Genomic DNA, 26,122 nt, shown 5'->3' with positions numbered 1-26,122 from the left:
CGTGGAGCCAGAGGACACCGCCGCCAGTGCAGCGCGGCCGAGCCGGCGTCGATCGCGTCGGCCTGCCCACACGATCGATGCTGCGGCCGTGAGCGACATGGTGAGTTCGCCTGCGCCTGCGAAGGGCAACGGCGCGGCGGCGTCCGGCCATTCGGTGGCGAGCATCGCCGAACGGCTCGCCGCCCATTCGACGGAAGCGCAGTCCGAGGCGCTGGCGGCCAAGGCCGAGGCCGTCGCCACGGCCGAACTGCCGGCCGACCGCTTCATCAACCGCGAGATCTCCTGGCTCCAGTTCAACCGCCGCGTCCTCGACGAGGCCCAGAACCCGTCGCATCCGCTGCTCGAACGCGTCCGCTTCCTGTCGATTTCCGCCGGCAATCTCGACGAGTTCTTCATGGTGCGCGTCGCCGCGCTCGCCGCGCAGGTGCGCGCGCTCATCACCATGCGCAGCGACGACGGCCTGACGCCCCAGGAACAGCTCGACAGCATTCTCGCCGAGGTCGGCCGCCTGCAGGAGGAGCAGCAGGCCTCGCTGGCCGATCTCGTCAAGGAACTGCGCAACGAGAACATCCTGATCGTCGGGGCGGGTGATCTCAAGAAGGAGGACCGCGTCTGGCTGGAGCAGCATTTCGAGGACGCGATCTTCCCCGTGATGACGCCGCTCTCGATCGATCCGGCGCATCCCTTCCCCTTCATCCCCAATCTCGGCTTCTCGATCGCGCTCGCGCTCCTGCGCGAGCGCGACGGGCAGAAGATGAACGCCCTTCTCCGGCTGCCGACGGCCCTGCCGCGCTTCGTGGAGCTGCCGGCCAATGCCGCCGGGCAGTTTCGCTTCGTGCCGCTGGAGAGCGTCGTCGCGCTCTTCATCTCGCGCCTGTTCCCTGGCTACCGCGTTCGCGGCGCGGGCACCTTCCGGCTCATCCGCGATTCCGACATCGAGGTCGAGGAAGAGGCCGAGGATCTCGTGCGCCTCTTCGAGACCGCGCTGAAGCGCCGTCGTCGCGGTCAGGTGATCCGGATCGAGTTCGATTCGATCATGCCGGAGGATCTGCGCAGCTTCGTCGCGAGCCAGCTGAACGTGCCGGAAAGCCGCGTCTCGGTCATGGACGGCATGCTGGCGCTGGAATCGGTGTCCCAGATCGTCCGCTGCAAGCGCGACGACCTGAAGTTCGCGCCTTACATCCCGCGCTTTCCCGAGCGGATCCGCGAGCACAACGGCGATTGCTTCGCCGCCATCCGCGAGAAGGACATCATCGTCCACCACCCGTACGAATCTTTCGACGTCGTGGCGCAGTTCCTGCGCCAGGCGGCGTTCGATCCGAACGTCATCGCGATCAAGCAGACGCTCTACCGGACCTCGAACGATTCGCCGATCGTGCGCGCGCTGGTGGATGCGGCCGAGGCCGGCAAGTCGGTGACGGCGCTGATCGAGATCAAGGCGCGTTTCGACGAAGAGGCCAACATCCGCTGGGCGCGCGACATGGAGCGCGCCGGGGTGCAGGTCGTCTTCGGCTTCATCGAGAAGAAGACCCATGCCAAGCTTTCGCTCGTCGTCCGGCGCGAGGAAGGAAAGCTCGTCAACTTCGTGCACATCGGGACGGGCAACTACCATCCGATCACGGCCAAGATCTACACAGACCTCAGCTACTTCACGACCGACCCGGACATCGCTCACGACGTCCTTCTGATCTTCAACTACATCACCGGCTATGCCGAGCCGGTGGAGCTCCGAAAGCTCGCCGTCTCGCCGCTCACCATGCGGCGCACCATCCTCGACGCCATCGCCGCCGAGGTCGCGCATGTGAAGGCGGGCCGGCCGGGCCAGATCTGGATGAAGATGAACTCGCTGGTCGATGCGCAGATCATCGACGCGCTCTACCGGGCGAGCCAGGCGGGCGTCGAGATCGACCTCATCGTGCGCGGCATCTGCTGCCTGCGCCCGCGCGTGCCGGGCCTCTCCGACAACATCCGCGTGAAGTCCATCGTCGGGCGATTCCTGGAGCACAGCCGCATCTTCTGCTTCGGCAACGGTCACGGCCTGCCCTCCGATCAGGCGATCGTCTACATGGGCTCGGCCGACATGATGCCGAGGAACCTCGATCGGCGGGTGGAGACCATGGTGCCGATCACCAATCCGACGGTTCACAGCCAGGTTCTGTCCCAGATCATGCTCGGCAACATCCTCGACAACCAGCAGAGCTGGTCGGTGATGTCCGACGGCACGTCCCGCCGCATCGTTCCACCGCCCGAAGAGCAGCCGTTCAACACGCAGCGATACTTCATGACCAATCCCAGCCTCTCCGGGCGCGGCAAGGCGCTGAAATCCGACGCCCCCCGCCTGATCGCCCGGCAGCGAGCGGAGCATTCGCGCTTTGACTGAGCTCGTCGCCCAGGGACGGATCGCCGGGCGAACGCCCGTCGCCGTCGTCGATATCGGGTCGAACTCGGTCCGCCTCGTGATCTACGAGGGCAATTCGCGTGCGTTGACGATGCTCTTCAACGAGAAGGTCCTGTCCGGTCTCGGCAAGGGTCTCGCCCAGTCCAAGCGCCTCGACGAGCGGTCCGTATCGAGCGCCCTCGCGGCGCTGGCGCGCTTTCGCCGCCTGATCGATCAGGCGGGGGTGACCGAGGTCCATCCGCTCGCGACCGCCGCCGCCCGCGAAGCGGTCAACGGGCCGGACTTCGTCGCCGCGGCGGAAGCGGCCATCGGCACGCCGATCAAGATCCTGTCGGGCGCCGACGAGGCGCATTACGCGGCCGAGGGCGTGGTCGCCGGTTTTCACGATCCCTCGGGGATCGCCGGGGATCTCGGCGGCGGCAGTCTCGAACTCGTCGACATCGCCAACGGCCGGATCAACAAGGGCCTGACCCTGCCGCTCGGCGGTCTTCGCCTGCAGGACCTGTCGGGCAACGACATCGGCAAGGCGCGCGCGCTCGCCGATTCCTACGTTGCGGGTTGCGGCATGACGGGCAGCGGCGAGGGGCGGCCCTTCTTCGCCGTCGGCGGCACCTGGCGCAACCTCGCCAAGCTGCACATGGAGCAGCGCCGCTACCCGCTCCACGTCATGCACGGCTACGAGTCCCCAGTGTCGGAATGGACCGACTTCCTCGATGCCGTCGCCAAGGGCGATCCCGACAAGATGCCGGGCATCGCGGCCGTCTCCAAGCAGCGCCGGGCGCTCCTCGCCTTCGGCGCGGTGACGCTGCAGGCGGTCATCAAGCATATCCGTCCCTCGACCATTCTCCTGTCCGCGCTCGGCGTTCGCGAGGGATATCTGCATTCGCTGCTGCCGGACGAGGAGCGCCGCAAGGATCCCTTGATCGAGGCGGCCTTGGAATTCGCGGTGCTGCGCGCGCGATCTCCGGCGCATGCCGTGGAACTCGCCGCCTTCAGCCGTCTGACCTTCGAGCGGCTTCGCATCGAGGAGACGCCCTACGAGGAGCGGCTGCGCGAGGCCGCGTGCCTCCTGTCCGACGTCGGCTGGCGGGCGCATCCCGATTATCGCGGGGCTCAAAGCCTCTCCATGCTGACGCATGCCTCCTTCTCGGCGGTCGACCATGCCGGCCGGGCCTATCTCGGCCTTGCCAATTTCTACCGTCACGAGGGCAGCTTCGAGCAGTCGATGATGCCGGAAATGCTGGATCTCGTCGGGCCGCGGCTGCTGGAGCGCGCGCGCTTCATCGCCGCTTTGTTCCGCGTGGCCTACATCCTGACGGCGTCGGTGCCCGGCATTCTCGGGCGGCTGCAATGGCGGCAGGACCCGCGTGGCGGGTTCACCCTGCTGCTGCCGCGCGATCTCGGCGGCCTCATCAGCGAGAAGCCGGTGTCGCGGCTGGAGACCTTCGCCAAGATCGTCGATCGCAAGCTGCGCATCGAAGCCGCCTGAGCGATGCTGCGGTTCCTCGGTCTTGCCGCCGGCGTCGCGTTCGGCGTCGGCCTTTTTCTCGGCGGCAAGTGGTACGTCTATGTGACCTCGACCGCCAATCCGCACGATGCGGAGGGAACGTCGCTGAACGCTTCCATGCCGGAGAGATGGAACCGCTGGGGCTGCGCGCAGCTGCGGATGCGGTTTCCCCAGGCGAACGCGCCGGAGGGATGCAAGGCGGCTGACGGGGTGAACTGGCGGGAATAGACCATGTCCAGCCGTAGCGTCTCTTCACTCCAGGCAGACGTGGCGGGCAGGCCACGAGACATGACGGCCGGCCTTCACCGATGCGGATCGGGCAGCGCCTCGCCCTGTCGGGACCGTCGCCCGACGAGACCAAACGGTGGCGCCGCGTTCCGCTAGCGGCTCCAGCGCTCCAGCGACGCCGCATCGGAAGCCTTGGCCGCGACCCAGCCGCCGACGGATCCGTCGACGAGATGTTCGCGCTTCCAGAACGGCGCGTGGGTCTTCAGGTAGTCCATCAGAAAATGCGCGGCCTCGAAGGCGGCGGTGCGGTGGGCGGAGGCGCAGGCGACGAGGACGATCTCCTCGCCCGGCTTCACGAGGCCGAAGCGATGCACGACGCGGCAGGCGAGAAGCGGCCACCGCCGGCAGGCCTCGCCCGCGACGCGCGCCATCTCGCGCTCGGCCATGCCGGGATAGTGTTCCAGTTCCAGCGCCGCCAACGTGCCGCCTTCGTCGCGGCAATAGCCGGAGAAGGTGACGAGCCCCCCGATCGCGCCATCGCCCTCGAGCGCCGCGATCTCCGCGCCGATCTGGATGCGCTGCGAGGTGACGGCGACGGACGGCAACGCGAGAGCCGTCATGTCAGCCGCCCGTCATCGGCGGAAACAGGGCGATCTCGTGCGCGGCGTCGATCGTCTCGGAATGCTCGACATGCTCCTGGTCGATCGCGACGCGGATCACCTCCGGTGCCTGCAGCGCTTCGGCATAGCCGTCGCCGCGCCCGCGCAGCCAATGCAGGAGATCGTCCACCGTGTGGACGCCGGCGGGGAGCACGACCTCCTCCTCCGAGATCCCGATCCGCTCGCGGACCCAGGCGAAGTAAACGAGCTTCATGGCCTTCTCCTTCTCCATGGACGGCGACATCCGGGAAACGTCTGCCGAGCCCGTTCGGTCCGTTCAGTCCGGAATATGGCGAAGGCCCGCGCGGAAATAGTCGTAGCCCGTGTAGAGGGTGACGATCGCCGAGATCCAGAGGAGCGCGATGCCGGTTTCCGTCGCGAAGGAGACGATCTTGTCCGCGGCCGGGCCGGCGAGGAGCACGGAGACGGCGACCATCTGCAGCGTCGTCTTCCACTTCGCGAGCTGCGTGACGGGAACGCTGACCTTCAGTTCCGCGAGATATTCGCGAAGGCCGGAAACGAGGATCTCGCGGCAGAGGATGACGATCGCGGCCCAAAGAGACCAGCCCTTGATCGTCTCGTCCGCGGCGAGCAGCAGGAGGCAGGCGGCGACGAGGAGCTTGTCGGCGATCGGGTCCAGCATGCGTCCGATGGTCGAGGTCTGCTGCCAGGCCCGCGCGAGGTAACCGTCGAAGAAATCGGTGATCGAGGCCACGGCGAAGATGACGAGCGCCCACCAGCGTGCCGTGTCCGTCGGCTCGAACCCGCCGCTCCCGAAAAAGCAGAGCACCACCAGCGGAACGGCCAGGATGCGGGCATAGGTCAGGATGTTGGGAAGGCTGAGTGCCCGAGATGCCATGGATGGGTCCGGTTCGATCGATGCGCGCGCCGGGCGCGGCGGACGAGCGTCCACCGGCATCCTTGAATAGCGGCTTGGTGTCGGCGTCAACAGGCGATCATCGGCAGGTCGTCTCGTTCCGGCCGGACCGGCCCGACCGGATGTCGGTGTCAGGCAGGCGGTCGCTCGCAGCTGAGGATCAGCTTCAGCAGGCCGGGGAAGCGCTTTTCGAGATCCTCGCGCCGCAGGACATTGATGTTCTCCACGCCCTTCTTCGTCGTGAAGACGAGGCCGGCCTCGCGCAGGATGCGAAAGTGCGAGGTGAGGGTCGATCGCGCGACGTCGGGGAATGGCGCCGAGGCTGAGCAGTTCTGCCCCTCGCGGCTTTCCGAGAGCTTCCGGACGATCTCCAGCCGAAGCGGATCGCCGAGGGCCGCGAGAACGGCGGTCAGGTCGATGTCGTCGGCGGAGGGATGAAAGAACTTCGTCATGCTTATCGATACGCCGGTCCTTGACCGAATTCAATCCTACGAATAAACCGTAATACGAAAATATTGGAAGAATGTTTTAGCGGGAATTTCAAATGGCCAATCGTTTCGAAGGCAAGGTCGTGGTCGTCACGGGCGGATCCAGCGGCATTGGGCTTGCCGCCGCCAAGGCTTTTCTCCACGAGGGCGCAAGGCGGGTCTATGTCACGGGGCGCAACGAGCAGACGCTGACGACGGCCGTGGCGGATCTCGGACCCGGCGCGACGGGCATCGCCTCCGACGTCGCCGTCCTTTCCGACATCGAACGCGTGGTGCGCGAGATCGAAGGGGCGGGCGATCTCGTCGACGTCGTCCTCGCCAATGCCGGCATCTCGGAATACTCGCCCTTCGAGGCCACCGGAGAAGCCGATTTCGACAGGATCTTCGACATCAACGTGAAGGGCATGTTCTTCACGGTGCAGAAGCTTCTGCCGGTGATGCGGGACGGCGGTTCGGTCGTCTTCACCGGCTCGATCGTCGGCAACAAGGGCATGGCCGATCTCAGCGTCTACAATGCCTCGAAAGCGGCCGTGCGCTCCTTCGCGCGCAGCTGGGCGAACGATCTGAAGGGGCGGGCTATCCGGGTCAACACGGTGAGCCCGGGCGTCACGCGCACGCCGATCATGGAGAACGGCCTCAAATTCGACCAGCAGGCGATCGACGGTTTCGCCGCCTATCTGAAGGAGGTGTCCCCGATCGGGCGCATGGGCGATCCCAAGGAGATCGCCGCCGCCTTGCTCTTCCTGGCGTCCGATGAGGCGAGCTACATCAACGGCGTCGAACTCTCGGTCGACGGCGGCTTCGCGCAGGTCTGACCGACGCGCGATAAGCTTCCACGCGCGCTCAGCCGCGCTCGTGGAAGTGGTCGTAGACGAGCTTCGCCATGCCTTCCGAAATTCCCTCGACCTTGGAGAGGTCGCCGAGCGCGGCGCGGGAGACGGCCTTGGCCGTTCCGAAATGGTGGAGGAGGGCGCGCTTGCGCGAAGGGCCGATGCCGGCGATCTCGTCCAGCGGATTGGCGACGAGCTCCTTCTTGCGCTTGGCGCGATGGGTGCCGATGGCGAAGCGATGGGCCTCGTCGCGCAGGCGCTGGACGAAATAAAGCACGGGATCGCGCGGCGGCAGCGAGAAGGGCTCTCGCCCCTCGACGATGAAGCGCTCGCGGCCGGCGTCGCGGTCGACGCCCTTCGCGATGCCGATCGTCGTGACCTTCTCGGCGATGCCGAGTTCGGTCAGGATCGCCCTGACAGCGGAGATCTGGCCCTTTCCGCCGTCGACGAGGACGAGGTCCGGCCAGGCCGGCAGGTCCGGCGCGTCGGCCGCGTCCTCCACCGGCGGGGCCTCGGGTGCCGGCCCGGCATCGCCGTGTTCCTTGACGAGCCGCGAGAAGCGCCGCGTCATCACCTCGCGCATCATGCCGAAATCGTCGCCCGGCGTGATCTCGGTGCTCTTGATGTTGAACTTGCGGTACTGGTTCTTCACGAAGCCCTCCGGCCCCGCCACGATCATGGCGCCGACGGCGGCCGTTCCCATGATGTGCGAATTGTCGAAGACCTCGATGCGGCGCGGCACGCGCTCCAGCTTGAACGTCTCCGCGAGTCCCTTGAGGAGCCGGGCCTGCGAGGAGGTCTCCGCGAGACGCCGTCCGAGAGCCTCCCGCGCGTTGGACGAGGCGTGGTCGACGAGATCCTTCTTCTCGCCGCGCGCCGGCACCTGGATCTGCACGCGCCGTCCCGCCTTGACGCTCAGCGCGTCGCACAGGAGTTCGCGGTCTTCCATCTCGGTGGAGGCGAGGACGAGCCGGGGCGCCGGCGTGGAATCGTAGAACTGGCCGAGAAAGGCCCCGAGCACCTCTGCCGGCTCCAGGGAGGCGTCCGCGCGCGGGAAATAGGCGCGGTTGCCCCAGTTCTGCCCGGTGCGGAAGAAGAAGACCTGAATGCAGGTCAGACCCCCCTCGGCATGGATGGCGAAGACGTCGGCCTCCTCCACGCCATGCGGATTGATGCCCTGGTGGCCCTGGATGTGGGCGAGTGCGGACAGGCGGTCGCGATAGATCGCGGCGCGCTCGAAATCGAGATCCTCGGACGCCGCCTGCATGGCTCGCGCCATGCCCTGCTTGACCTCGGTGGAATGGCCGGACAGGAAGCCCTTCGCCTCCGCGACGAGGCCGCGATAGTCCTCGATGGAGATCTCGCGCGTGCAGGGACCCGAACAGCGCTTGATCTGGTAGAGAAGGCAGGGGCGCGACCGGCTCTCGTAGACGCTGTCGGTGCAGGTGCGCAGCAGAAAGGCGCGCTGCAGCGAATTGATCGTGCGTCCGACGGAGCCGGCCGAGGCGAAGGGGCCGAAATAGCTGCCCTTGCGCGAGCGGGCGCCGCGATGCTTCATGATCGCCGGGGCCTCGTGGTCGTCGCCGACGAGGATGTAGGGAAACGACTTGTCGTCCCGCATCAGGACGTTGAAGCGTGGCCTCAGGCGCTTGATGAGGTTCGCTTCGAGGAGAAGCGCCTCGGTCTCGGTGCGCGTCGTGACGAACTCCATGTGCCGCGTCTCGCGGATCATGCGCGCGATGCGGTTGGTGTGCCCGCCGAGCCGCGTGTAGCTCGTGACGCGCTTCTTCAGCGACTTCGCCTTGCCGACATAGAGGACCTCGCCGTCCTTGCCGAACATGCGGTACACGCCGGGCGCGTTCGGCAACCGGCGGACGAAGGCCGCGATCAGCGGCGCGCCCTCCAGCGTCTGGTCGATGTCGCGACCGCCGTCGCTCCAGTCGATGGCGGCGATCAGCGCGGCGTTTCCGGGCGCCTCCGCGACGGCCTCGGCGGAATCGTCATCGAGAGGCGTGTCCCCGTCGGCGACGTCGTCGTCGTCGAGGTCGATATCGTCGATGGAATCGGTGGATGAGGCCATATCGTCTTCGCTGGGCATTCGCGGCATGAGGGCGCGGCCGGCGAGCCGGCGGGTGTGCTGAAATCGGCGGCGGCGGCGAGCCGGACCGCTCGCGGCCCGGAACGTCATCTGTCGTCTCTGAACGTCATCGGTCTCATCTATATGATTCATGTCGGCCGCATTGGGAGGGGTGGATTGCGGCCGGCGCAAGGACGGGCGGCCTTGCGCCGCGTCTGCGCGCTCACCAGATCTTTCCCAGGCGCTTCGATGGTCGGCCCGACGTTCGGCGGTCGCCTCGGAACCTTCCGGCCCCATCGGGGCGTTGGAGGAGTGCGGATCGGTTTTTCTCGCCGGAGGGCATGCGATGACACGATTGCAAGGCTCGATCCTCGTCGCCCTCGCGCTGTTCGGGGCCACGCCGGCATGGGCTGCCGATGCCGTGACGCCGGACGTCGCGCCAATCGCGCCGATCGAGGGCGCCGCTCCGATCTATATCTGGTCCGGCGCCTATGCCGGCGCCTTCGTCGGTTACAACCGTGCGAATTTCGACCAGTCCGCCGGCGCGAGCTTCGACGGGGAGGGCATCGTCGGGGGCGCCTATGGCGGGTTCAACGTCCAGAACGACCGCATCGTCTACGGCATCGAGGCCGATCTCGGCGCGTCCGGGGTCGAGGCCGGCGGCTTCGACCGCAGGGTGGGTCTCCCCGTCGAGACCGACACCAACGTCTTCGGATCGCTCCGCGGCCGTGTCGGCGTTGCGGCCGATCCGTTCCTGGTCTTCGCGACGGCGGGCGTCGCGGCATCCGATCAGACGCTGAAGCTCGGTCCAGCCGAGGATTCCAACACCCATGTCGGCTACACGGTCGGCGCGGGCGTCGAGGCGAAGGTCACCGACAGCATCGATACCCGCCTGGAATACCGCTATTCGGATTTCGGCTCGAAGACCTACGATTTCGGCGCGGCTTCCACCTCGTCGGGTTTCGACGAGCATTCGATCCGGGCCGGCATCGCGCTGAAGTTCTGAAAAAGGTGCTCGATCGCGCGAGCCCCGCTCACGCCTTCGGCTTCAGATCCTCGTAGGCGGGGAAGATCGCCGGAAACCCGTCGATCCAAGCCTTCAGGCCGGGATATCGCTCTTCCCACTGACCCTTGAAGCGCAGGTCGAACCAGCCGAGCAGTCCGGCGACGGCGAAATGCGCCGTCGTCGGCTGTGTTCCGAGTGAGCCGATGGCGCCCTCCAGCACGTCCATGCCCCGCCACGCCTTGCGCATCTGCTTGTCCACCCAAGGCTGGTGACGCTTGTCCTCCGGCCGGAAGCGCACCTCGTAGACGCTGAGGATGGCACCGTCGACGACGCCGTCCGCCGTCGCTTCGATGCGCTTGCAGAGAAGCCAACCGGCCTCGTCCTGCGGCACGAGGGCATGACCGCTCTGCCGGTCGAGCCAGTCGCAGATGACGGCGCTGTCGTAGAGCGCGCTTGCGTCCGGCAGCACAAGCGCGGGGATCTTGCCGAGCGGGTTCGCCTCGAGGAGGTCGGCCGGTTCGGCGCCCGTGTCGGTCGACACGGGTTCGAGCTCGATGTCGCAGTGATGGGCCGCCATCCGGACCTTCGAGGCGAAGGGCGAGGCGGAGGCGTAGAAGAGACGCATGAAGAATTCTCGAGTTGATCCGGTCGACGAGCCCGTGACGGCTCGCGTCAGAAGCGGCGGAGCGACTGGCAGTTGGCGCCGTAGACGTACCACTTGTCGAGGCCGAGCACGCAGCCCTCCGCCTTCCAGCCGATCGAGGCGAATCCGAGCGGATAGGAGATCACGTAGTAGATCGTGTGCTTTTCCAGATTGGAGAGCACGACCTCGCCCTGGCAGTAGCGGCGCTCGATCGGGCGGTCTTCGCTGAGCGGAAAGAACGCCTTCTCGAAGGGATCCCGGAATTCGTCGATCGTCAGATCGGCCTTCAGCATGTAGGCCGCGCCGTATTCGAACTGGTCCTCGACCTGGGCCAGCACCTTCTCGTCCTGGCAGGACGGAACGAAGGCCGCCTCGTTCATCGGCGCGGCCGGCTCGGCGCCGTAATAATCGGCGGCCACCGAGGGCGCGGTCGCGCCGGACAGGATGCAGGCGGAGAGGACGAGCCCGGACAGGAGCTTGCGCATGAATTCGGTTTCCCGCTCGGTTGACCCGTGACGGGCCGAAGTTGGGGCAGAACTGTGACGGCGATGTTAAGGTTGCTCTCCTGCGAGCGCAACGATCTCCGAGCGGCCTTGCCCCTCTTTGCCCAGCACCTGTTCCAGAATTGCCATGATGCGGGCCGCGTCCTGCGCGAAGGTGAAGGGCGGATTCACGACGACGAGGCCGCTGCCGACGAGCCGGTCCTCGGGTGCGAAGGGCTCGCGGAAGAGGTCGGCCGCGATGATTCGCGCAATGCCCGTCGCCTTCAATCCGTCATGCAGGCGCTTGCGCTCGGCCGGCCGCTTGATGGGATACCAGAGGGCGTAGAGGCCGGTCGGCCAGCGGCGATGGGCGGCGGCGAGTCCCTCGATCATGCGGCCGATCTCGTCCGGCTGCTCGAAGGGCGGATCGACCAGCACGATTCCGCGCTTCTCCTTCGGCGGCACATGCGCGCCGAGCGCCAGCCAGCCGTCGAGTTCGATCACCTTGGTCTGCGTGTCGCCGGCGAAGAGGTCCGCCAGCGCCGCCGCGTCGACGGGATGAAGCTCGTAGGCCGAAAGGCGATCCTGCCGCCGCAGAAGGGCCCGCGCCAGAAGCGGCGAGCCGGGATAGAATCCCGGCTCGGCTCCCGCGACCTCGAGATAGGCGCGAAGCTCCTCGGCCCGCGCCGCCGGCGATGCGAGAAGCCGCGCGATGCCATCGACCTGTTCGCCGGTCCGCGACGCCTCGTCGGAGGCCAGATCGTAGCGTCCGCGCCCGGCATGGGTGTCGATCACCCGGAACGGCTTGTCCTTGCGCTTGAGATACTCGACGAGGGTGACGAGCAGCGCGTGTTTGTGGACGTCGGCGAAGTTCCCGGCATGGAAGGCATGGCGATAGTTCAAGCGGGTCTCCTCGGTAAGGCGGCGATGGCGAACGCATCGTTCACCGCCTTGACCTTGCTGCGGCGCAGCGCCACCTCCAAAAACCTTACAGCGGCGGAAAGGCCGCTTGGCAATACCGGAAAAGGACGTGTCACGTGGCGAAATCCAAACTCTTCGAAGCCTTCGACCTCGGGCCGACCCCGCTCGCCAACCGGATCGTGATGGCCCCGCTGACGCGCAGCCGCGCCACGTCCGACGGCGTGCCGAAGGCGATGCATGTCGAATACTATCGTCAGCGCGCCGGCGCGGGGCTCCTCATCACGGAGGCGACGAACATCTCCGTCGAAGGGCGCGGCTATGCCTGGACGCCGGGCATCTACACCGACGAGCAGGTCACCGCCTGGAAGAGCGTGACGGACGCCGTCCACGAGGAGGGCGGCCGCATCTTCCTCCAGCTCTGGCATGTCGGCCGCATTTCCCATCCCGATCTTCAGGAGAACGGCCAGCTTCCCGTCGCGCCCTCTGCGGTGCAGCCGAGCGGCAAGGCCTTCACCGAAGAAGGCTTCAAGGACCACGTGACCCCGCGCGCTCTGGAAGAGGCCGAGCTTCCCCGCCTGATCCAGGACTATGTCCGCGCCACCCGCAACGCCCGCGCGGCCGGCTTCGACGGTGTCGAGCTTCATTCGGCGAATGCCTACCTCCTCGACCAGTTCCTGCGCGACGGCACCAACATCCGCACCGACCGCTACGGCGGCTCCATCGAGAACCGCATCCGCTTCCCGCTCGAAGTTCTGGACGCTGTCATCGCAGCTTGGGACGCGGCCCATGTCGGCGTCCGCATCTCGCCGGTGACCGTCATGGGCGGCTCGTCGGAATCCCAGCCGCAGGCTGTCTTCAACGCCTTTGTCGAGGAGCTGGAGAAGCGTCATCCCGTCTATCTCCATGTGGTCGAGGGACAGACCGGCGGTGACCGCAACAAGGACAATTTCGACTACGCCGCGCTGAGGAGCCGCTTCTCCGGCGTCTATGTGGGCAACAACGACTACGATCTCGATCTCGCCCAGAAGCGGCTCGATGCCGGCGAGATCGATCTGGTCTGTTACGGCAAGGCCTTCATCTCCAACCCGGATCTCCCCGTGCGCCTCGAACTCGGGGCTCCGCTGGCGGAGTGGGACCCATCGACCTTCTACGGCGGCGACGAAAAGGGCTACACGGACTATCCCGCGCTCACCAAGGAAGAGCGCATGCGCTACGCCGTCGCCGCCTGACGCTGGCGCGACCTCGCGAACTCGAGCGGCCGGCGCGGTGATGCGTCGGCCGTATTCGTTGATGATCGGCATCGCCAAAAGGAATGACGATCGCCGCCCTGGCGCGTTATGATGGTGCCATGAACATCGCTCTTCCCGCCGCCACCGGCCACAGCGCCTGTCCGCACGATTGTCCCTCGACCTGCGCGCTCGATGTGGAGGTGCTCGACGGCCGCATCGGCCGTGTCCGCGGCGCTCCGGGCAACAGCTACACGGCCGGAGTCATCTGCGCGAAGGTCGCGCGCTATGCCGAGCGGATCCACCATCCCGGCCGGCTCCTGACGCCGCGCCAGCGCACCGGCGCGAAGGGCGGCGGAAACTGGCGCGAAATCGGCTGGGACGACGCGCTCGATCTCGTCGCGGAAGCCTTCGTCAAGGCCGAGGTTCGACACGGGTCGCAGGCGGTCTGGCCCTACTACTACGCCGGCACCATGGGCCTCGTGCAGCGCGACGGCATCAATCGGCTGCGCCACGCCAAGCGCTACTCGAACCAGTTCGATTCCATCTGCACCAACATGGCCTGGACCGGCTGGCATGTCGGCGCGGGGCGCCTGTCGGGCGTCGACCCGCGCGAGATGGCCGAGGCCGACTGCGTCGTGATCTGGGGCACGAACGCGGTGGCGACGCAGGTCAACGTGATGACCCACGCCACGCGCGCCCGCAAGGAGCGGGGCGCCGCGATCGTCGTGGTCGACATCTACGACAATGCCACGATGAAGCAGGCGGACATCGCGCTGAAGCTGCTGCCGGGAACGGACGGCGCGCTGGCGGCCGCTCTCATGCATTGCGCCTTCCGGGACGGGACCGCCGACCGCGCCTACATGGCCGGGTTCACCGACGATCCCGCCGGCCTCGAAGCCCATCTCGTCACCCGCACGCCCGAATGGGCGGCCGGCATCACGGGCTTGTCCGTCGCCGAGATCGAGGCCTTCGCGGCGCTCCTCGGACGCACGCCGCGCACATTCTTTCGCCTCGGCTACGGCTTCACGCGCCAGCGCAACGGCGCGGCCTCCATGCATGCGGCGCTCTCCGTGCCCGCCGTCTACGGCCATTGGCGGCACCGGGGCGGCGGCGCCTTCCATTCGAACTCCGATATTTTCGGCCTCGACAAGTCCCTCGTCATGGGCACGGCCGACCGCGATCCCGCGATCCGGCATCTCGACCAGTCGCGCATCGGCCCGGTCCTGACCGGTGACGCCGGGGCGCTGCAGAACGGCCCGCCCGTGCTCGCCATGCTGATCCAGAACACCAATCCCGCCAATGTCGCGCCGGAGCAGCGGCTGGTGCGCGAGGGGCTGGCCCGCGAGGACCTCTTCGTCGCGGTGCACGAGCACTTCATGACCGACACGGCGGATCTCGCCGATCTCGTCCTGCCCGCGACGATGTTCCTCGAACACGACGACATCTATCGCGGCGGCGGACAGAGCCACATCCTTCTCGGCCCGAAGGTGGTGGATGCGCCGCCGACCGTCCGCACCAACCATTTCGTCGTGGAGGAACTCGCCCGGCGCCTCGGCGTCGCCGACCGGCCCGGCTTCGGCATGACCGAGCGCGATCTCATCGACGACATGCTCCGCCGTTCCCGGCGCGGCACGCTGGCGGACCTCGAGGCGGGGCGCTGGCTCGATGTCCAGCCGAGCTTCGAGGATGCGCACTTCCTGAACGGCTTCGGCTGGAAGGACGGACGCTACCGCTTTCGCGCGGACTGGCTGAACCTGTCCGCCCCGAACACGCCGCCGCCCTCCATGGGCCTGCAAGGGCCGGCCTCGGCGCTGCCGGTCTTTCCCGACCATGCCGCGCTCGAAGAGCGCACGGACGTCGAGCATCCGTTCCGCCTCGCGACCTCGCCGGCGCGGCAGTTCCTGAATTCGAGCTTCGCGGAAACCGACGGCTCGCGATCGCGGGAGAAGCGTCCGGAATTGACGATGCACGGCGAGGACGCCGCCCGGCTCGGGCTCGCCGACGACGCCGTGGTCGAGATCGGCAACCGCCGGGGCTCGCTGCGGATGGCGCTCCGCATCTCGGACACGGTGCGGCCGGGCGTCGTGATCCACGAAGGGCTCTGGCCGAACTCGGCCTTTCCCGGCGGGGAGGGGATCAACACGCTCGTCGGCGCGGACTCGGTCGCGCCCGCGGGCGGTGCGGCGTTCCACGACACGACGGTCTGGGTGCGCGCGGGATAGGGCTTCGGCTTTTTTGGCAGAGGACTGCTGAGCGCTCGACGGCGCCCCCCTCTGTCGTGCCGGACATCTCCCCCTCGAGGGGGAGATCGGCAGCTTTGGCGTCGAATATGCCCATGACGAGAGTGATCTCCCCCCTTGAGGGGGAGATGCCGGCAGGCTGAGGGGGCGCTTCGAACTGACGCGAGAGAAAGGCGTCCGCGTTAATCCAGCTCCACGATCGCCACCCGGCGGTCCCGGAAGCAGAGCGCCGCCTTGCCGTCGAGGAGTTCCAGCGCCCGATTCCCGAAGATCGTGCGGCGCCATCCCGACATGGCCGGAATGTCCGCCTCCGCGCCCTTGGCGGCGAGCTGTTCGAGATCGTCGGTGGAGGCGAGCATCTTACCGGCGACGCCCTTCTCCTCGACGACGATCTTCAGGAGAACCTTGAGGAACTCCACCGCCGCAGCGGTGCCCTCCGGCATCTGCGTCTGCTTGGGCAGGGGCGGCAGCTCGGACTTCGGGATCGACATCGCGCGCTCCACCGCGGCCAGGATCTGAACGCCTGTCGCCGAGCGCTCGAAGCCCTTGGGGATCGCGCGCATGCGGCCGAGCGCCTGCTCGTCGCGGGGCTGCTGCTGGGCGATCTCGTAGATCGCGTCGTCCTTGAGGATGCGCCCGCGCGGCACGTCCCGCTCGCGCGCCTCGCGCTCTCGCCAGGCGGCGACCTCCTTCAGGATCGCGAGTTCGATCGGCTTCCTCACCCGCAGCTTCAGCCGCTTCCAGGCGTCGTCGGGATGAAGATCGTAGGTTTCGGGATTGGCCAGCACCGCCATCTCCTCGTCGAGCCACCGTGCGCGCCCCTCCTTGACGATCTCCGCGTCGAGCGCCTTGTAGACGTCGCGCAGATAGGTGACGTCGGCCAGCGCGTAGACGAGCTGCTGCTCCGACAGCGGCCTGCGGCGCCAGTCGGTGAATCGCGAGGTCTTGTCGATCCTCCCGTTCGTCGTCTTGGCGACGAGCTGGTCGTAGGCGATCGATTCGCCGAACCCGCAGACCATGGCGGCGATCTGGGTGTCGTAGAGCGGAGCCGGAATGAGGCCGCCGAGCTTGTAGACGATTTCCAGATCCTGCCGCGCGGCGTGGAAGACCTTCAGCACCCGGGTGTCGCGCATGAGCTCGAAGAACGGCTCGAGATCGATGCCGGGCGCGAGCGGATCGACGAGGACGGCGAGGTCGTCGGAGGCCATCTGGACGAGGCAGAGCTCGGGCCAAAAGGTGGTCTCGCGGATGAATTCGGTGTCGACGGTGACGAAGGGGGCCTTCGCGAGAGTGCGGCAGGCTTCGGCAAGGCCGTCGGTCGTGGTAATGGGCTCCATGGCCATTTCATAGCCGAACTGCGGCGAAAGGCGAACCCTATCGCGATGTCCCGGCTACGAGCGTCCCGCGCTTCGCCGGGGCTTCTCGGCCGGCCTGCCGCGAAATCTTGACAGGGCAGGCATCGCATGCGCTTTTCCGCGCGATTTCCGCACCGCCTCGGGCGTGGCGGAGCCGCAGCCTTTCGTGCGGGAAATTCCGCCGGACGCGCGGTTGAGACGAACAGCCGGAAAGACCACGCCATGCATCGCTACCGCAGCCACACCTGTGCGGCCCTGCGCCGGGAGAATGTCGGGCAGACCGTGCGCCTGTCGGGCTGGGCCCACCGCGTGCGTGATCATGGCGGGCTCCTCTTCATCGATCTCAGGGATCATTACGGCCTGACGCAGATCGTCATCGATCCCGATTCGCCGGCTTTCAAGACCGCCGAGACGATCCGCGCGGAATGGGTCGTGACGGTCACGGGGCAGGTGAAGGCGCGCAGCGCCGAGACGACCAACGCCAAGCTCCCCACCGGCGAGGTCGAGCTCTTCGCGGACGAGATCGAGGTTCTCTCGACGTCGCGCGAGCTGCCGCTGCCGGTCTTCGGCGAACCCGACTATCCCGAGGACGTGCGCCTGAAATACCGGTTCCTCGACCTGCGCCGCGAGACGCTGCACAAGAACATCGTGCGGCGGACCGAGATCATCGCGGCCATGCGCCGGCGGATGGGCGAGGCGGCCTTCACCGAATTCTCGACGCCGATCCTGACCGCATCCTCGCCCGAGGGCGCGCGCGACTTCCTCGTGCCCTCGCGCATCCACCAGGGCACGTTCTACGCGCTGCCGCAGGCCCCGCAGCAGTACAAGCAGCTGATCATGATGTCGGGCTTCGACCGGTATTTCCAGATCGCGCCCTGCTTCCGCGACGAGGATCCGCGCGCCGACCGCCTGCCCGGCGAGTTCTACCAGCTCGACGTCGAGATGAGCTTCGTCGAGCAGGAGGACATCTTCCAGACGATGGAACCCGTCATCCGCGGCATCTTCGAGGATTTCGCCGACGGCAAGCCGGTCACGCAGAGCTTCGAACGCATTCCCTATGCCGAGGCGATCCGCAAATACGGCTCCGACAAGCCGGACCTGCGCAACCCGATCGAGATGTCGGCCGTCACCGAGACCTTCGCGGGCTCGGGCTTCAAGGTCTTCGCGAACATGATCGCGAACGATGGCGACGTAGAGGTCTGGGCGATCCCGGCGAAGACCGGCGGGAGCCGCGCCTTCTGCGACCGCATGAACTCCTGGGCACAGGGGCAGGGGCAGCCGGGTCTCGGCTACATCTTCTGGCGCGAGGAAGCCGGTGCGATCGAGGGCGCCGGCCCCGTCGCCAAGAACATCGGTCCCGAGCGCACCGAGGCGCTTCGCCAGCAGCTGAACTTGAGCGCGGGCGACGCCTGCTTCTTCGTGGCGGGCAAGCCGAAGGCCTTCGCTTCCTTCGCGGGTCTGGCGCGCACGCAGGTCGGCGAGGAGCTCAACCTGGTCGATCGCGACCAGTACAAGCTCGCCTGGATCATCGACTTCCCGTTCTACGAGTGGGACGAGGACAACAAGAAGGTGGATTTCGCGCACAATCCCTTCTCCATGCCGCAGGGCGGGATGGGAGCGCTGGAAAGCCAGGATCCGCTCTCGATCAAGGCCTTCCAGTACGACATCGTCTGCAACGGCTTCGAGATCGCGTCCGGCGGCATCCGCAACCAGCTTCCGGAAACCATGGTCAAGGCCTTCGAGATCGCCGGCTACAGCCGCGCCGATGTCGAGGAGCGCTTCGGCGGCCTCTACCGCGCCTTCCAGTACGGCGCCCCGCCGCACGGGGGCATGGCAGCCGGCGTCGACCGCATCGTCATGCTGCTCTGCGGGGTGAAGAATCTCCGCGAGATCACGATGTTCCCGATGAACCAGCAGGCCTACGACCTCCTGATGAACGCGCCGGCGGCGGCATCGCCGACGCAGCTGCGCGAACTTGGCCTGCGCGTCGCGCCTCAGCCCGCCAAGACGGCTGGCTGAGTCTCAGCCTCGGAAGGAAAACGCGCCGGCCTCGTCCCAGGGGCCGCCGCGATAGCGCCAGAGGCGAAGCCCGGTGCCGGTTGCCTCGAACGGTCGGAATTCGGAGTCCAGCGTCTCGAAGAGGCGCCTCGCCTCCGGCGCAGACGCCTTGTTCTGGATCGTCACGTGCGGGCGAAAGCCTTGCGCGTCCTGCCGCGTCAGCCGGTCCCGCCACCGCGCGGCAAGCGCCGCGCGCAGCGCCGCCAGAGGCGCGCTTTCCAGCGTATAGGCCGAGCCGTAGCCGAGAAAGCGGAGGCCGGTCACCTGGAGCGTCAGAGGCGCGGTCGTTTTCGCGACATCCTCCAGCATCCTCGCGATCTCCGCCTCGTCCTCGCCGGGGAGATGATGGAAGAGCGTCAGATGGGCCGGGATGTGGTTGCGCGCCTTCGGGAAGTGCCGGCGACGCATGTCGTTGAAGTGCCGGAAGCTGTCGTCGTCGAAGGCGAGCGTCAGGATGAGCGGGGCGATGTCGGTCATCACATCAGAACGAAAAACGCCGCCGCGAGGGTTCCCCGCGGCGGCGTTTGGTCTCGGACCGGAAACGGTCCCGGATCAGTTCGTCTCGTTCGCCGTCACCGAGAGCTGGAGCACGCTCGGCAGCGTCTGCGGCGCGCCCATGGCCGCGCCCATGATCTGCGTCGCGGGGATCGGGGCGTCCGGCTCGATGGCGATGCGCAGCGACTGCGGATCCTTGAGGAAGGTCTCGACCGCCGTCGTCACCTCGGTCTGGAATTCCGGGTTCTGCAGCATCTGCAGCATCGGTCCGACCTGTCCGACGAGGCCTGCGACCAACGCCTCGCGCGTCGTTCCAGCCTGCTTGGCCTGATGGTCCAGCATCTTGTTCGTGAAGCTGTCGTCCTCGAATTCGATGACCGTCGAGGCGAGGCTCAGCTGCGACATCAGCCCGAGGATCGCCATGCCGCTGTTGCCGCCGTCCGGATTGGCGGCCATCTGCTTTTGAACCTCGCGCAAGGAGGCGATGAAGGCCGGCGTGTAGCCGTTGATCTGATAGGAAAGATCGAGCTTGCCGACATCGTCGAAGGAAACGCTGAACGGCTCGAGGCTGAGCTCCCCGTTCGTCGGATTCCAGGCGGCCGAAAACGAGCCGGTTCCCTTCAGCTGGGGATAGCCGAAGTCGGCGATCGCCTTGGCCGTCTCGTCCGGCGAGCCTTTGGTGAAGTCGGCCATGATCGTCTCGACACCGCCCTCGGTCGTCAGACCTCCGCCATCGGACGGCGTGTTGGTGAGCGTGGCATCGGCGAGACTGAAGACCTCCGCGCCGCCGTCCTCGATCTTGACGCTGCCAACCTTGGCGCTGTCGAAGAAGAAGTCGGAGAGGCCGGGCAGGGTCGACGGACCGGAGGTGCCCGCGATCTGGAAGCCCGTGACCTCGCCGCCGGTCATCGTCAGCTTGCGGGTGCCCTCGGTCTTGTCGATGTCGGCGATCGGGATGCGCGTCACCGTCCAGCCTTCGGCGTCCGAGCCGGACACGCCCTCGAAGGTCACGTCGACGGGCGCGGAGGCATCCGCGCCGGTGCCGACGGACAGGCCCTTGACCACGACGTCGTCGCCGCTTTCCTCGGCGCCCGTGAAGGCGAGGGGAAGGCCCTGCGCGGTGGCGAGCGTCTTCAGGCGGTTGGCGAAGGCTCCGGCATCCGCCGCCATCGCGGAGGTCGAGCCGAGGAGAAGAACGGCCAGACCGGCCAGGAGGCGAGGGGACGTAACGGACATTCAATATCCTTTCGAAAAAAGTTCGGGCTCAGCTGTGACGGGCGAAGTGCGGCGGCAGGAAGGCGAGCTGACGGTTCGATGAGATGGAGCAGACCGCGAGAAAATCGAGGCTCGTTCGTCGCAGAGAACACTTGAAGCGGGCGGTCCGGACCCTCCGCATGGGCGAGGCACTGCCACGGCGTCAAGCCGCTCGACCGCATTTCGGAGCCGCCACGAAGGCTGCGTAGGGATCAAGGATAACGTTCGTTGAAAATTCTGCGTGGGATTAGAATGTTCCGGTCTTGTTCCCCGCACGCGCATTGGATAAGGAGGCGGCATGGGCAAGCCAAGTGATCCGCCGGCCGATGGCGGGGATATCGAACCGGTCGATCTGAAGGCCGCGCTCGAGGAGCGCTACCTCGCCTATGCGCTGTCGACCATCATGGGCCGAGCCTTGCCCGACGTGCGCGACGGCCTGAAGCCGGTTCATCGCCGCATTGTCCATGCCATGCGCGTGCTGCGGCTCGATCCCGGCCAAGGCTACAAGAAGTCCGCCCGCATCGTCGGCGACGTCATGGGCAAGTTCCATCCCCATGGCGACGCCTCGATCTACGACGCGCTCGTGCGGCTCAGCCAGGACTTCGCGATCCGCTATCCGCTGATCGACGGCCAGGGCAATTTCGGCAATGTCGACGGCGATAGTGCGGCGGCCATGCGCTACACCGAAGCGCGGATGACCGAGGTCGCGACCCTGCTCCTGCGCGGGATCGACGAGGACGCGGTCGATTTCCGCCCGACCTACAACGAGGAGGACCAGGAGCCGGTCGTCCTGCCCGGCGCCTTCCCGAACCTTCTCGCCAACGGCTCCTCCGGCATCGCGGTCGGCATGGCGACCTCGATCCCGCCGCACAACGCCGCCGAGCTATGCGATGCCGCGCTGAAGCTGATCGAGGCGCCCGAGACCGATGTGGATGGTCTCCTGCGTTTCGTGCAGGGGCCGGACTTCCCGACGGGCGGCATCGTCATCGACAACCAGGCCTCGATCCGCGAAGCCTATGCGACGGGGCGCGGGTCCTTCCGGGTGCGGGCGCGCTGGACCAAGGAGGACCTCGGCCGCGGGGGCTACGTCGTCGTCGTCACCGAAATTCCCTATCTCGTCCAGAAGTCACGGTTGATCGAGAAGATCGCCGATCTTCTCACGGCGAAGAAACTGCCGCTTCTGGCCGACGTGCGCGACGAATCGGCGGAGGACGTGCGGGTCGTCTTCGAGCCCAAGAGCCGGACGATCGATCCCGAGATCTTGATGGAATCGCTGTTCCGGCTGACCGAGCTGGAGAGCCGCATATCGCTGAACATGAACGTCCTGTCCGGCGGCAAGGTCCCGAAGGTCCTGAATCTCAAGGAGGTTCTGACCGAATGGCTGGACCACCAGCGCGACGTGCTCCTTCGCCGCGCCCGCTTCCGGCTCGCCGCCATCGAACGCCGGCTCGAAATCCTCGCCGGCTATCTCATCGCCTTCCTCAACCTCGACGAGGTGATCCGGATCATCCGGACCGAGGACGAACCCAAGCCCGTGCTGATCGAGACCTTCACGCTGACCGACGTGCAGGCCGAAGCCATCCTCAACATGCGCCTGCGCTCGCTGCGCAAGCTCGAGGAGTTCGAGCTGAAGCGCGAGTTCGACGCGCTGACCGAGGAAAAGGCGGCCAAGGAAGCGCTGCTCGGTTCGGCGGAGAAGCAATGGTCGGCCATCGCGGCCGAGGTGCGCGAGGTCCGCGAGGCCTTCTCCAAGAAGACCAAGCTCGGAAAGCGCCGCACCAGTTTCGCCGATGCGCCGCAGCGCCAGGCGGTCGACATCGAGGCCATGCTGATCGAGAAGGAGCCGGTGACGGTCGTGTTGTCACGCAAGGGCTTCCTTCGCGGGATGCGCGGCCATCTCACCGACCTCACGGCCTTGACCTTCAAGGAAGGCGACCAGCTGAAATTCGCCTTCACGGCGATGACGACGGACAAGATCGTGTTCCTGTCGACGGACGGGCGCGCCTTCACCATGGGGGCGGATAAGCTGGCGGGCGGGCGCGGGCAGGGCGAGCCGATCCGCCTCGCCTTCGAGCTCGAGGATGCCGCCGACATCGCGCTCGGTTTCGTCGCGAGTTCGAAGCAGCGACGCCTTCTCTGCTCGTCGGACGGCTACGGCTTCGTCGTGGAGGAAGGCGAGATGCTGTCGGCCACGCGGCGCGGCAAGCAACTGATGAATCTCGGCACGGACGTGCGTCTCGCCGCTGCGATCCCGGTCCAAGGCGACACGGTCGCCATCGTCGGCGAGAACCGCAAGATGCTGGTCTTCCCGCTGATCCAGGTGCCGGACATGGCGCGCGGCAAGGGCGTGCGCCTCCAGCGCTATAAGGACGGCGGCTTCTCCGACGCGCGGATCTTCACGCTCGCCGAGGGCCTGGGTTGGCAGGGCGCGGGCGGGCGAAGCTTCCAGCGCTCCGCGGACGAGCTTTTCGAATGGCGCGGCGATCGCGGTCAGGCCGGTCGGATCGTGCCGAACGGCTTTCCGAAGACGAACAAATTCAGCTGAGCCCTGACGCGCGGCGACGGGATGCGCCGTTCGTCAGACGGTCTCGTCCGGTGCCACGAACCGCTCCCAGCCCTTCGGCTGCAGGTGCTCCTGCGGCTGGAAGCGGATCTTGTAGTCCATCTTCCGCGATCCCTTCACCCAGTAGCCGAGATAGAGATAGGGCAGGCCGAGCTTGCGGGTGCGCTCGATGTGATCGAGGATCATGTAGGTGCCGAGACTCCGGTCGGCTTCCTCGGGCTCGAAGAAGGAATACACCATCGACATCCCGTCGCCCATGACGTCGCTGAGGGCGGTCGCGACGAGGGCGCCGTCGGACGCGGCGAGAAAGCGCGAATCGGGGCCGCGGCGTCGGTACTGGATGACGCGCGTGTCGACCTGGCTGTCCTCCACCATCATCGCGTAGTCGAGGACCGACATCTCCGACATGCCGCCGCGCGCATGCCGCCCATCGAGATACCGCCGGAACAGAGCGTATTGCTCGGCCGAGGGCTCGGGGTCGCCCATGCGGCCGATGAGGTCGCGATTGGCCTGCTGGACGCGGCGCATGGACTTGGTCGGCTGAAACTCGTCGACGAGGATGCGCACGGAGATGCAGGCCCGGCACCGTTCGCAGGCCGGACGATAGGCGATGTTCTGCGAGCGACGGAAGCCGCCCTGGCTGAGGAGGTCGAGAAGTTCGGGCGCCCGCTCGCCGATGAGATGGGTGAACACCTTCCGCTCGAACTCGCCGGCGAGATAGGGGCAGGGCGATGGCGAGGTCAGGAAGAACTGCGGGGTCTGCGGATGGACCGTCATGCAATCTGGAGCCTTGATTCGATCCGACATGCTCGGCCGAATGAACCAAATGATAACCACAACCGCCGGCACATGAAAATATGCCGGCGTGGATCCTTCACATCGAGGTGAACGCGAACATCGCGCGAGGCGGGCACAACCGCAGCGTTACGCCCGGTCGGGCTCAGCGACGCGTGACGACCGTGCCGAGGAGCAGGTCCTGAAGCAACTGCTTGCGCGGCGTGAACAGCGCGACCAGAAGCACCGCCGGAGTCAGGAGCGCGTTCGACGCCCAGAAGATCACCCCGTGCAGCACCGCCAGCACGGGGTCGACGAGCCCGCCGTCGAGCCGGTCGATCCGCAGGCCCATCGCCCGCATGCCGGGCGTGCCCTGCGACCGGCCGCCCATCGTGAAGCCGACATAGGGCACCGCGATCAGCGGAAACAGGATCGCGTAGAGCCCCCAGCCGAGGCCGAGCGTCACGATCCCGAGGAAGAAGATCAGGATCGAGGCGGGAATCATCAGGAGCGCGACGATCGCATAGTCGATGACGAAGGCGGCCATCCGCCGCGTCCGCACGCCGTCGAAGAGGCGTGCATCGTCGTGCGGCCGGCGGTCGAAGGAAGCGGAAGAGGAGAAGGTCATCGTTGTCCAGGTCGGGAGATGGGCCGAGCGCGTCGGCGACAACCTTGAGATGGGGATGTCCGATCGCCTTCGCAATCTCCTTCGTGGGCTCCTTGGCGTGCTCCGTCGCGGGGCGGCGCGACCGTCCCCGCAAAGGTCGGTCGCTTCAACGCGCAGGGGAATTCCACGTGCAAGACGGCATGCGGTCTTTGGACCGACCCCTAAAGCGGGCGACCGGCCATCGCCCGTGCGGCGCGTGGCGCGAAATAGGTGAGGATGCCGGCCGCTCCCGCGCGCTTGAAGGCCGACAGGCTTTCCATCATGGCGCGGTCGCCGTCGATCCAGCCGTTCTGGTGGGCCGCCATGATCACCGCGTATTCGCCCGAGGTCTGGTAGGCGAAGGTCGGCACGGCGAGCTCGCGCGAGAGGCGCGAGACGATGTCGAGATAGGGCATACCGGGCTTCACCATCACCATGTCGGCGCCTTCGGCGATATCCTGCGCGGCCTCGCGCAGCGCCTCCTCGCTGTTGCCGTAGTCCATCTGGTAGGTGCGCTTGTCTCCCTTCAGCAGACCGCCCGACCCGACCGCGTCGCGGAACGGCCCGTAATAGGCGGAGGCGTATTTCGCCGAATAGGCCATGATCATCGTGTCGCGGAAGCCTTCCGCGTCCAACGCCGCTCGAATGCAGGCGACGCGGCCGTCCATCATGTCGGACGGGCCGAGAATGTCGCAGCCCGCCCGCGCCTGCGCCAGCGCCTGCGCGCACAGCACCTCCACCGAGGCATCGTTGTCGATCCGGTTGCCGATCATGATCCCGTCATGGCCGTGGCTCGTATAGGGATCGAGCGCCACGTCGCAGAGAATGCCGATCTCGGGAACCGCCGCCTTGATCGCGCGGGTCGCGGTGCAGACGAGATTGGTCTCGTTCAGCGCCTCGGTGCCGCGCTCGTCGCGCAGGGACGGCGTCGTGTAGGGGAACAGCGCGACGAGGGGAATGCCGAGGTCCCGAGCCTCCCGGGCCGCGTCGACGCAGCGGGCAACCGACCGCCGGACGACCCCCGGCATGGAGGCGACCGGCTCGTCCTCGCCCTCGCCCTCGCGAACGAAGATCGGCCAGATCAGATCGGCGGGCTGGAGTTCGGTCTCGCGCACGAGCCGCCGGATCCAGTCGTTCTGGCGCAGGCGGCGCATCCGCAGACCTCCGGTCGCGAGATCGATCCGTTCGCTGATGCGGCTGACCATGGCGTTCGTCCCGTTGCCTCTGGCGAAGGTGTGCTCGTGCGGGCCGCCGGGGCCGGGGTCCGTCACGTTTCGACCGGCGGTCTAGACCCGCACCGCCTCGCCGACAACCGGGCGGATGCGTTTTCGCCGGCCCGCCTGCGTCGGAGTTCGCTCGACGCCGGGGATCGGCCGAGGGGAGTCCGCGCCG

23 protein-coding genes are annotated in these 26,122 nt (G+C 67.0%); 9 read left to right on the top strand and 14 right to left on the bottom strand.

All coding sequences use genetic code 11. From position 1 onward, the window contains the following. Positions 1-97: 97 nt before the first annotated feature. Genes ASG43_RS09790 through ASG43_RS09780 form a run of 3 tightly spaced genes read left to right on the top strand, consistent with a single transcriptional unit; the run spans position 98 to position 4,133 of the window. Positions 98-2,380 (top strand): RNA degradosome polyphosphate kinase, encoded by a 2,283-nt coding sequence (locus tag ASG43_RS09790; RefSeq protein ID WP_082490790.1) that lies wholly within the window; start codon positions 98-100, stop codon positions 2,378-2,380. Then, complete coding sequence (locus tag ASG43_RS09785) at positions 2,373-3,887, top strand: Ppx/GppA phosphatase family protein (protein ID WP_056503758.1); 1,515 nt, start codon at positions 2,373-2,375, stop codon at positions 3,885-3,887. The genes ASG43_RS09790 and ASG43_RS09785 overlap by 8 nt, the downstream gene beginning before the upstream one ends. A gap of 3 nt (positions 3,888-3,890) precedes the next feature. After that, a complete protein-coding gene (locus ASG43_RS09780) occupies positions 3,891-4,133 on the top strand; it encodes a hypothetical protein (protein WP_056503755.1) in 243 nt (80 codons plus the stop codon). A gap of 152 nt (positions 4,134-4,285) precedes the next feature. On the opposite strand, the gene ASG43_RS09775 is transcribed toward ASG43_RS09780, so the two are convergent. The 4 genes from ASG43_RS09775 to ASG43_RS09760 all read right to left on the bottom strand — a co-directional run bounded on the left by ASG43_RS09775 (position 4,286) and on the right by ASG43_RS09760 (position 6,121). Continuing rightward, positions 4,286-4,753 (bottom strand): molybdenum cofactor biosynthesis protein MoaE, encoded by a 468-nt coding sequence (locus ASG43_RS09775; RefSeq protein ID WP_056503752.1) that lies wholly within the window; start codon positions 4,751-4,753, stop codon positions 4,286-4,288. 1 nt (position 4,754) lies between these two features. Beyond that, entirely contained in the window at positions 4,755-5,006 is a 252-nt protein-coding gene (gene moaD / locus ASG43_RS09770; protein WP_056504464.1) for a molybdopterin converting factor subunit 1, read from the bottom strand. 63 nt (positions 5,007-5,069) lie between these two features. Beyond that, on the bottom strand, positions 5,070-5,651 hold the full coding sequence (pgsA, locus tag ASG43_RS09765) for a CDP-diacylglycerol--glycerol-3-phosphate 3-phosphatidyltransferase (protein WP_056503748.1): 582 nt from the start codon (positions 5,649-5,651) through the stop codon (positions 5,070-5,072). A gap of 149 nt (positions 5,652-5,800) precedes the next feature. Then, on the bottom strand, positions 5,801-6,121 hold the full coding sequence (locus ASG43_RS09760) for a helix-turn-helix transcriptional regulator (RefSeq protein ID WP_056503745.1): 321 nt from the start codon (positions 6,119-6,121) through the stop codon (positions 5,801-5,803). A gap of 92 nt (positions 6,122-6,213) precedes the next feature. Between ASG43_RS09760 and ASG43_RS09755 the strand changes: the two genes are divergently transcribed. After that, a complete protein-coding gene (locus ASG43_RS09755) occupies positions 6,214-6,972 on the top strand; it encodes an SDR family oxidoreductase (protein WP_056503742.1) in 759 nt (252 codons plus the stop codon). 28 nt (positions 6,973-7,000) lie between these two features. Here ASG43_RS09755 and uvrC read toward each other — a convergent pair whose 3' ends face one another. Then, the gene (gene uvrC, locus ASG43_RS09750) at positions 7,001-9,067 is read right to left on the bottom strand and encodes an excinuclease ABC subunit UvrC (protein ID WP_056504461.1); all 2,067 of its coding nucleotides are present in this window, start codon (positions 9,065-9,067) and stop codon (positions 7,001-7,003) included. Between the two features lie 343 nt (positions 9,068-9,410). On the opposite strand from uvrC, the gene ASG43_RS09745 reads away from it, so the two are divergent. Then, positions 9,411-10,070, top strand: coding sequence for an outer membrane protein (locus tag ASG43_RS09745; protein ID WP_056504460.1), 660 nt, complete (start codon positions 9,411-9,413; stop codon positions 10,068-10,070). 28 nt (positions 10,071-10,098) lie between these two features. Here the strand turns inward: ASG43_RS09745 and ASG43_RS09740 are convergent, their stop codons facing one another. The 3 genes from ASG43_RS09740 to rlmJ form a co-directional block, all read right to left on the bottom strand. Then, on the bottom strand, positions 10,099-10,695 hold the full coding sequence (locus tag ASG43_RS09740; protein WP_056503738.1) for a glutathione S-transferase family protein: 597 nt from the start codon (positions 10,693-10,695) through the stop codon (positions 10,099-10,101). Positions 10,696-10,742: 47 nt separating this feature from the next. Then, positions 10,743-11,198, bottom strand: coding sequence for a hypothetical protein (locus ASG43_RS09735; protein ID WP_082490789.1), 456 nt, complete (start codon positions 11,196-11,198; stop codon positions 10,743-10,745). A gap of 66 nt (positions 11,199-11,264) precedes the next feature. Further along, the gene (gene rlmJ / locus ASG43_RS09730) at positions 11,265-12,098 is read right to left on the bottom strand and encodes a 23S rRNA (adenine(2030)-N(6))-methyltransferase RlmJ (protein WP_056503735.1); all 834 of its coding nucleotides are present in this window, start codon (positions 12,096-12,098) and stop codon (positions 11,265-11,267) included. 134 nt (positions 12,099-12,232) lie between these two features. Here rlmJ and ASG43_RS09725 point away from each other — a divergent pair, with 134 nt between their 5' ends. Beyond that, positions 12,233-13,345 carry an alkene reductase gene (locus ASG43_RS09725; RefSeq protein WP_056503732.1) on the top strand — a complete coding sequence of 371 codons (1,113 nt, stop codon included), beginning with the start codon at positions 12,233-12,235 and terminating at the stop codon, positions 13,343-13,345. Between the two features lie 119 nt (positions 13,346-13,464). Beyond that, a complete protein-coding gene (locus tag ASG43_RS09720) occupies positions 13,465-15,567 on the top strand; it encodes a molybdopterin oxidoreductase family protein (RefSeq protein WP_056504457.1) in 2,103 nt (700 codons plus the stop codon). A 200-nt stretch (positions 15,568-15,767) separates the two neighbouring features. On the opposite strand, the gene rnd is transcribed toward ASG43_RS09720, so the two are convergent. After that, positions 15,768-16,922, bottom strand: a complete 1,155-nt coding sequence (rnd, locus tag ASG43_RS09715; protein WP_056503728.1) for a ribonuclease D — start codon at positions 16,920-16,922, stop codon at positions 15,768-15,770. 240 nt (positions 16,923-17,162) lie between these two features. On the opposite strand from rnd, the gene aspS reads away from it, so the two are divergent. Next, entirely contained in the window at positions 17,163-18,959 is a 1,797-nt protein-coding gene (gene aspS / locus ASG43_RS09710) for an aspartate--tRNA ligase (RefSeq protein ID WP_056503725.1), read from the top strand. A gap of 3 nt (positions 18,960-18,962) precedes the next feature. Here aspS and ASG43_RS09705 read toward each other — a convergent pair whose 3' ends face one another. After that, the gene (locus ASG43_RS09705; protein WP_056503722.1) at positions 18,963-19,475 is read right to left on the bottom strand and encodes a 2'-5' RNA ligase family protein; all 513 of its coding nucleotides are present in this window, start codon (positions 19,473-19,475) and stop codon (positions 18,963-18,965) included. Between the two features lie 75 nt (positions 19,476-19,550). Beyond that, complete coding sequence (locus ASG43_RS09700; protein ID WP_056503719.1) at positions 19,551-20,729, bottom strand: hypothetical protein; 1,179 nt, start codon at positions 20,727-20,729, stop codon at positions 19,551-19,553. A 316-nt stretch (positions 20,730-21,045) separates the two neighbouring features. Here ASG43_RS09700 and parC point away from each other — a divergent pair, with 316 nt between their 5' ends. Beyond that, complete coding sequence (gene parC / locus ASG43_RS09695; protein ID WP_056503716.1) at positions 21,046-23,292, top strand: DNA topoisomerase IV subunit A; 2,247 nt, start codon at positions 21,046-21,048, stop codon at positions 23,290-23,292. Between the two features lie 33 nt (positions 23,293-23,325). Here parC and ASG43_RS09690 read toward each other — a convergent pair whose 3' ends face one another. The 3 genes from ASG43_RS09690 to hemB all read right to left on the bottom strand — a co-directional run bounded on the left by ASG43_RS09690 (position 23,326) and on the right by hemB (position 25,935). Next, a complete protein-coding gene (locus ASG43_RS09690; RefSeq protein ID WP_056503711.1) occupies positions 23,326-24,087 on the bottom strand; it encodes an arginyltransferase in 762 nt (253 codons plus the stop codon). A gap of 163 nt (positions 24,088-24,250) precedes the next feature. Then, positions 24,251-24,712 (bottom strand): RDD family protein, encoded by a 462-nt coding sequence (locus ASG43_RS09685; protein WP_056504454.1) that lies wholly within the window; start codon positions 24,710-24,712, stop codon positions 24,251-24,253. Between the two features lie 200 nt (positions 24,713-24,912). After that, the gene (hemB, locus tag ASG43_RS09680) at positions 24,913-25,935 is read right to left on the bottom strand and encodes a porphobilinogen synthase (RefSeq protein ID WP_056504453.1); all 1,023 of its coding nucleotides are present in this window, start codon (positions 25,933-25,935) and stop codon (positions 24,913-24,915) included. Between the last annotated feature and the right edge of the window lie 187 nt (positions 25,936-26,122).

It is taken from the genome of Aureimonas sp. Leaf454 (assembly GCF_001424685.1).
Taxonomy (GTDB): domain Bacteria; phylum Pseudomonadota; class Alphaproteobacteria; order Rhizobiales; family Rhizobiaceae; genus Plantimonas.
This window is presented reverse-complemented; position numbering and strand designations above follow the sequence as displayed.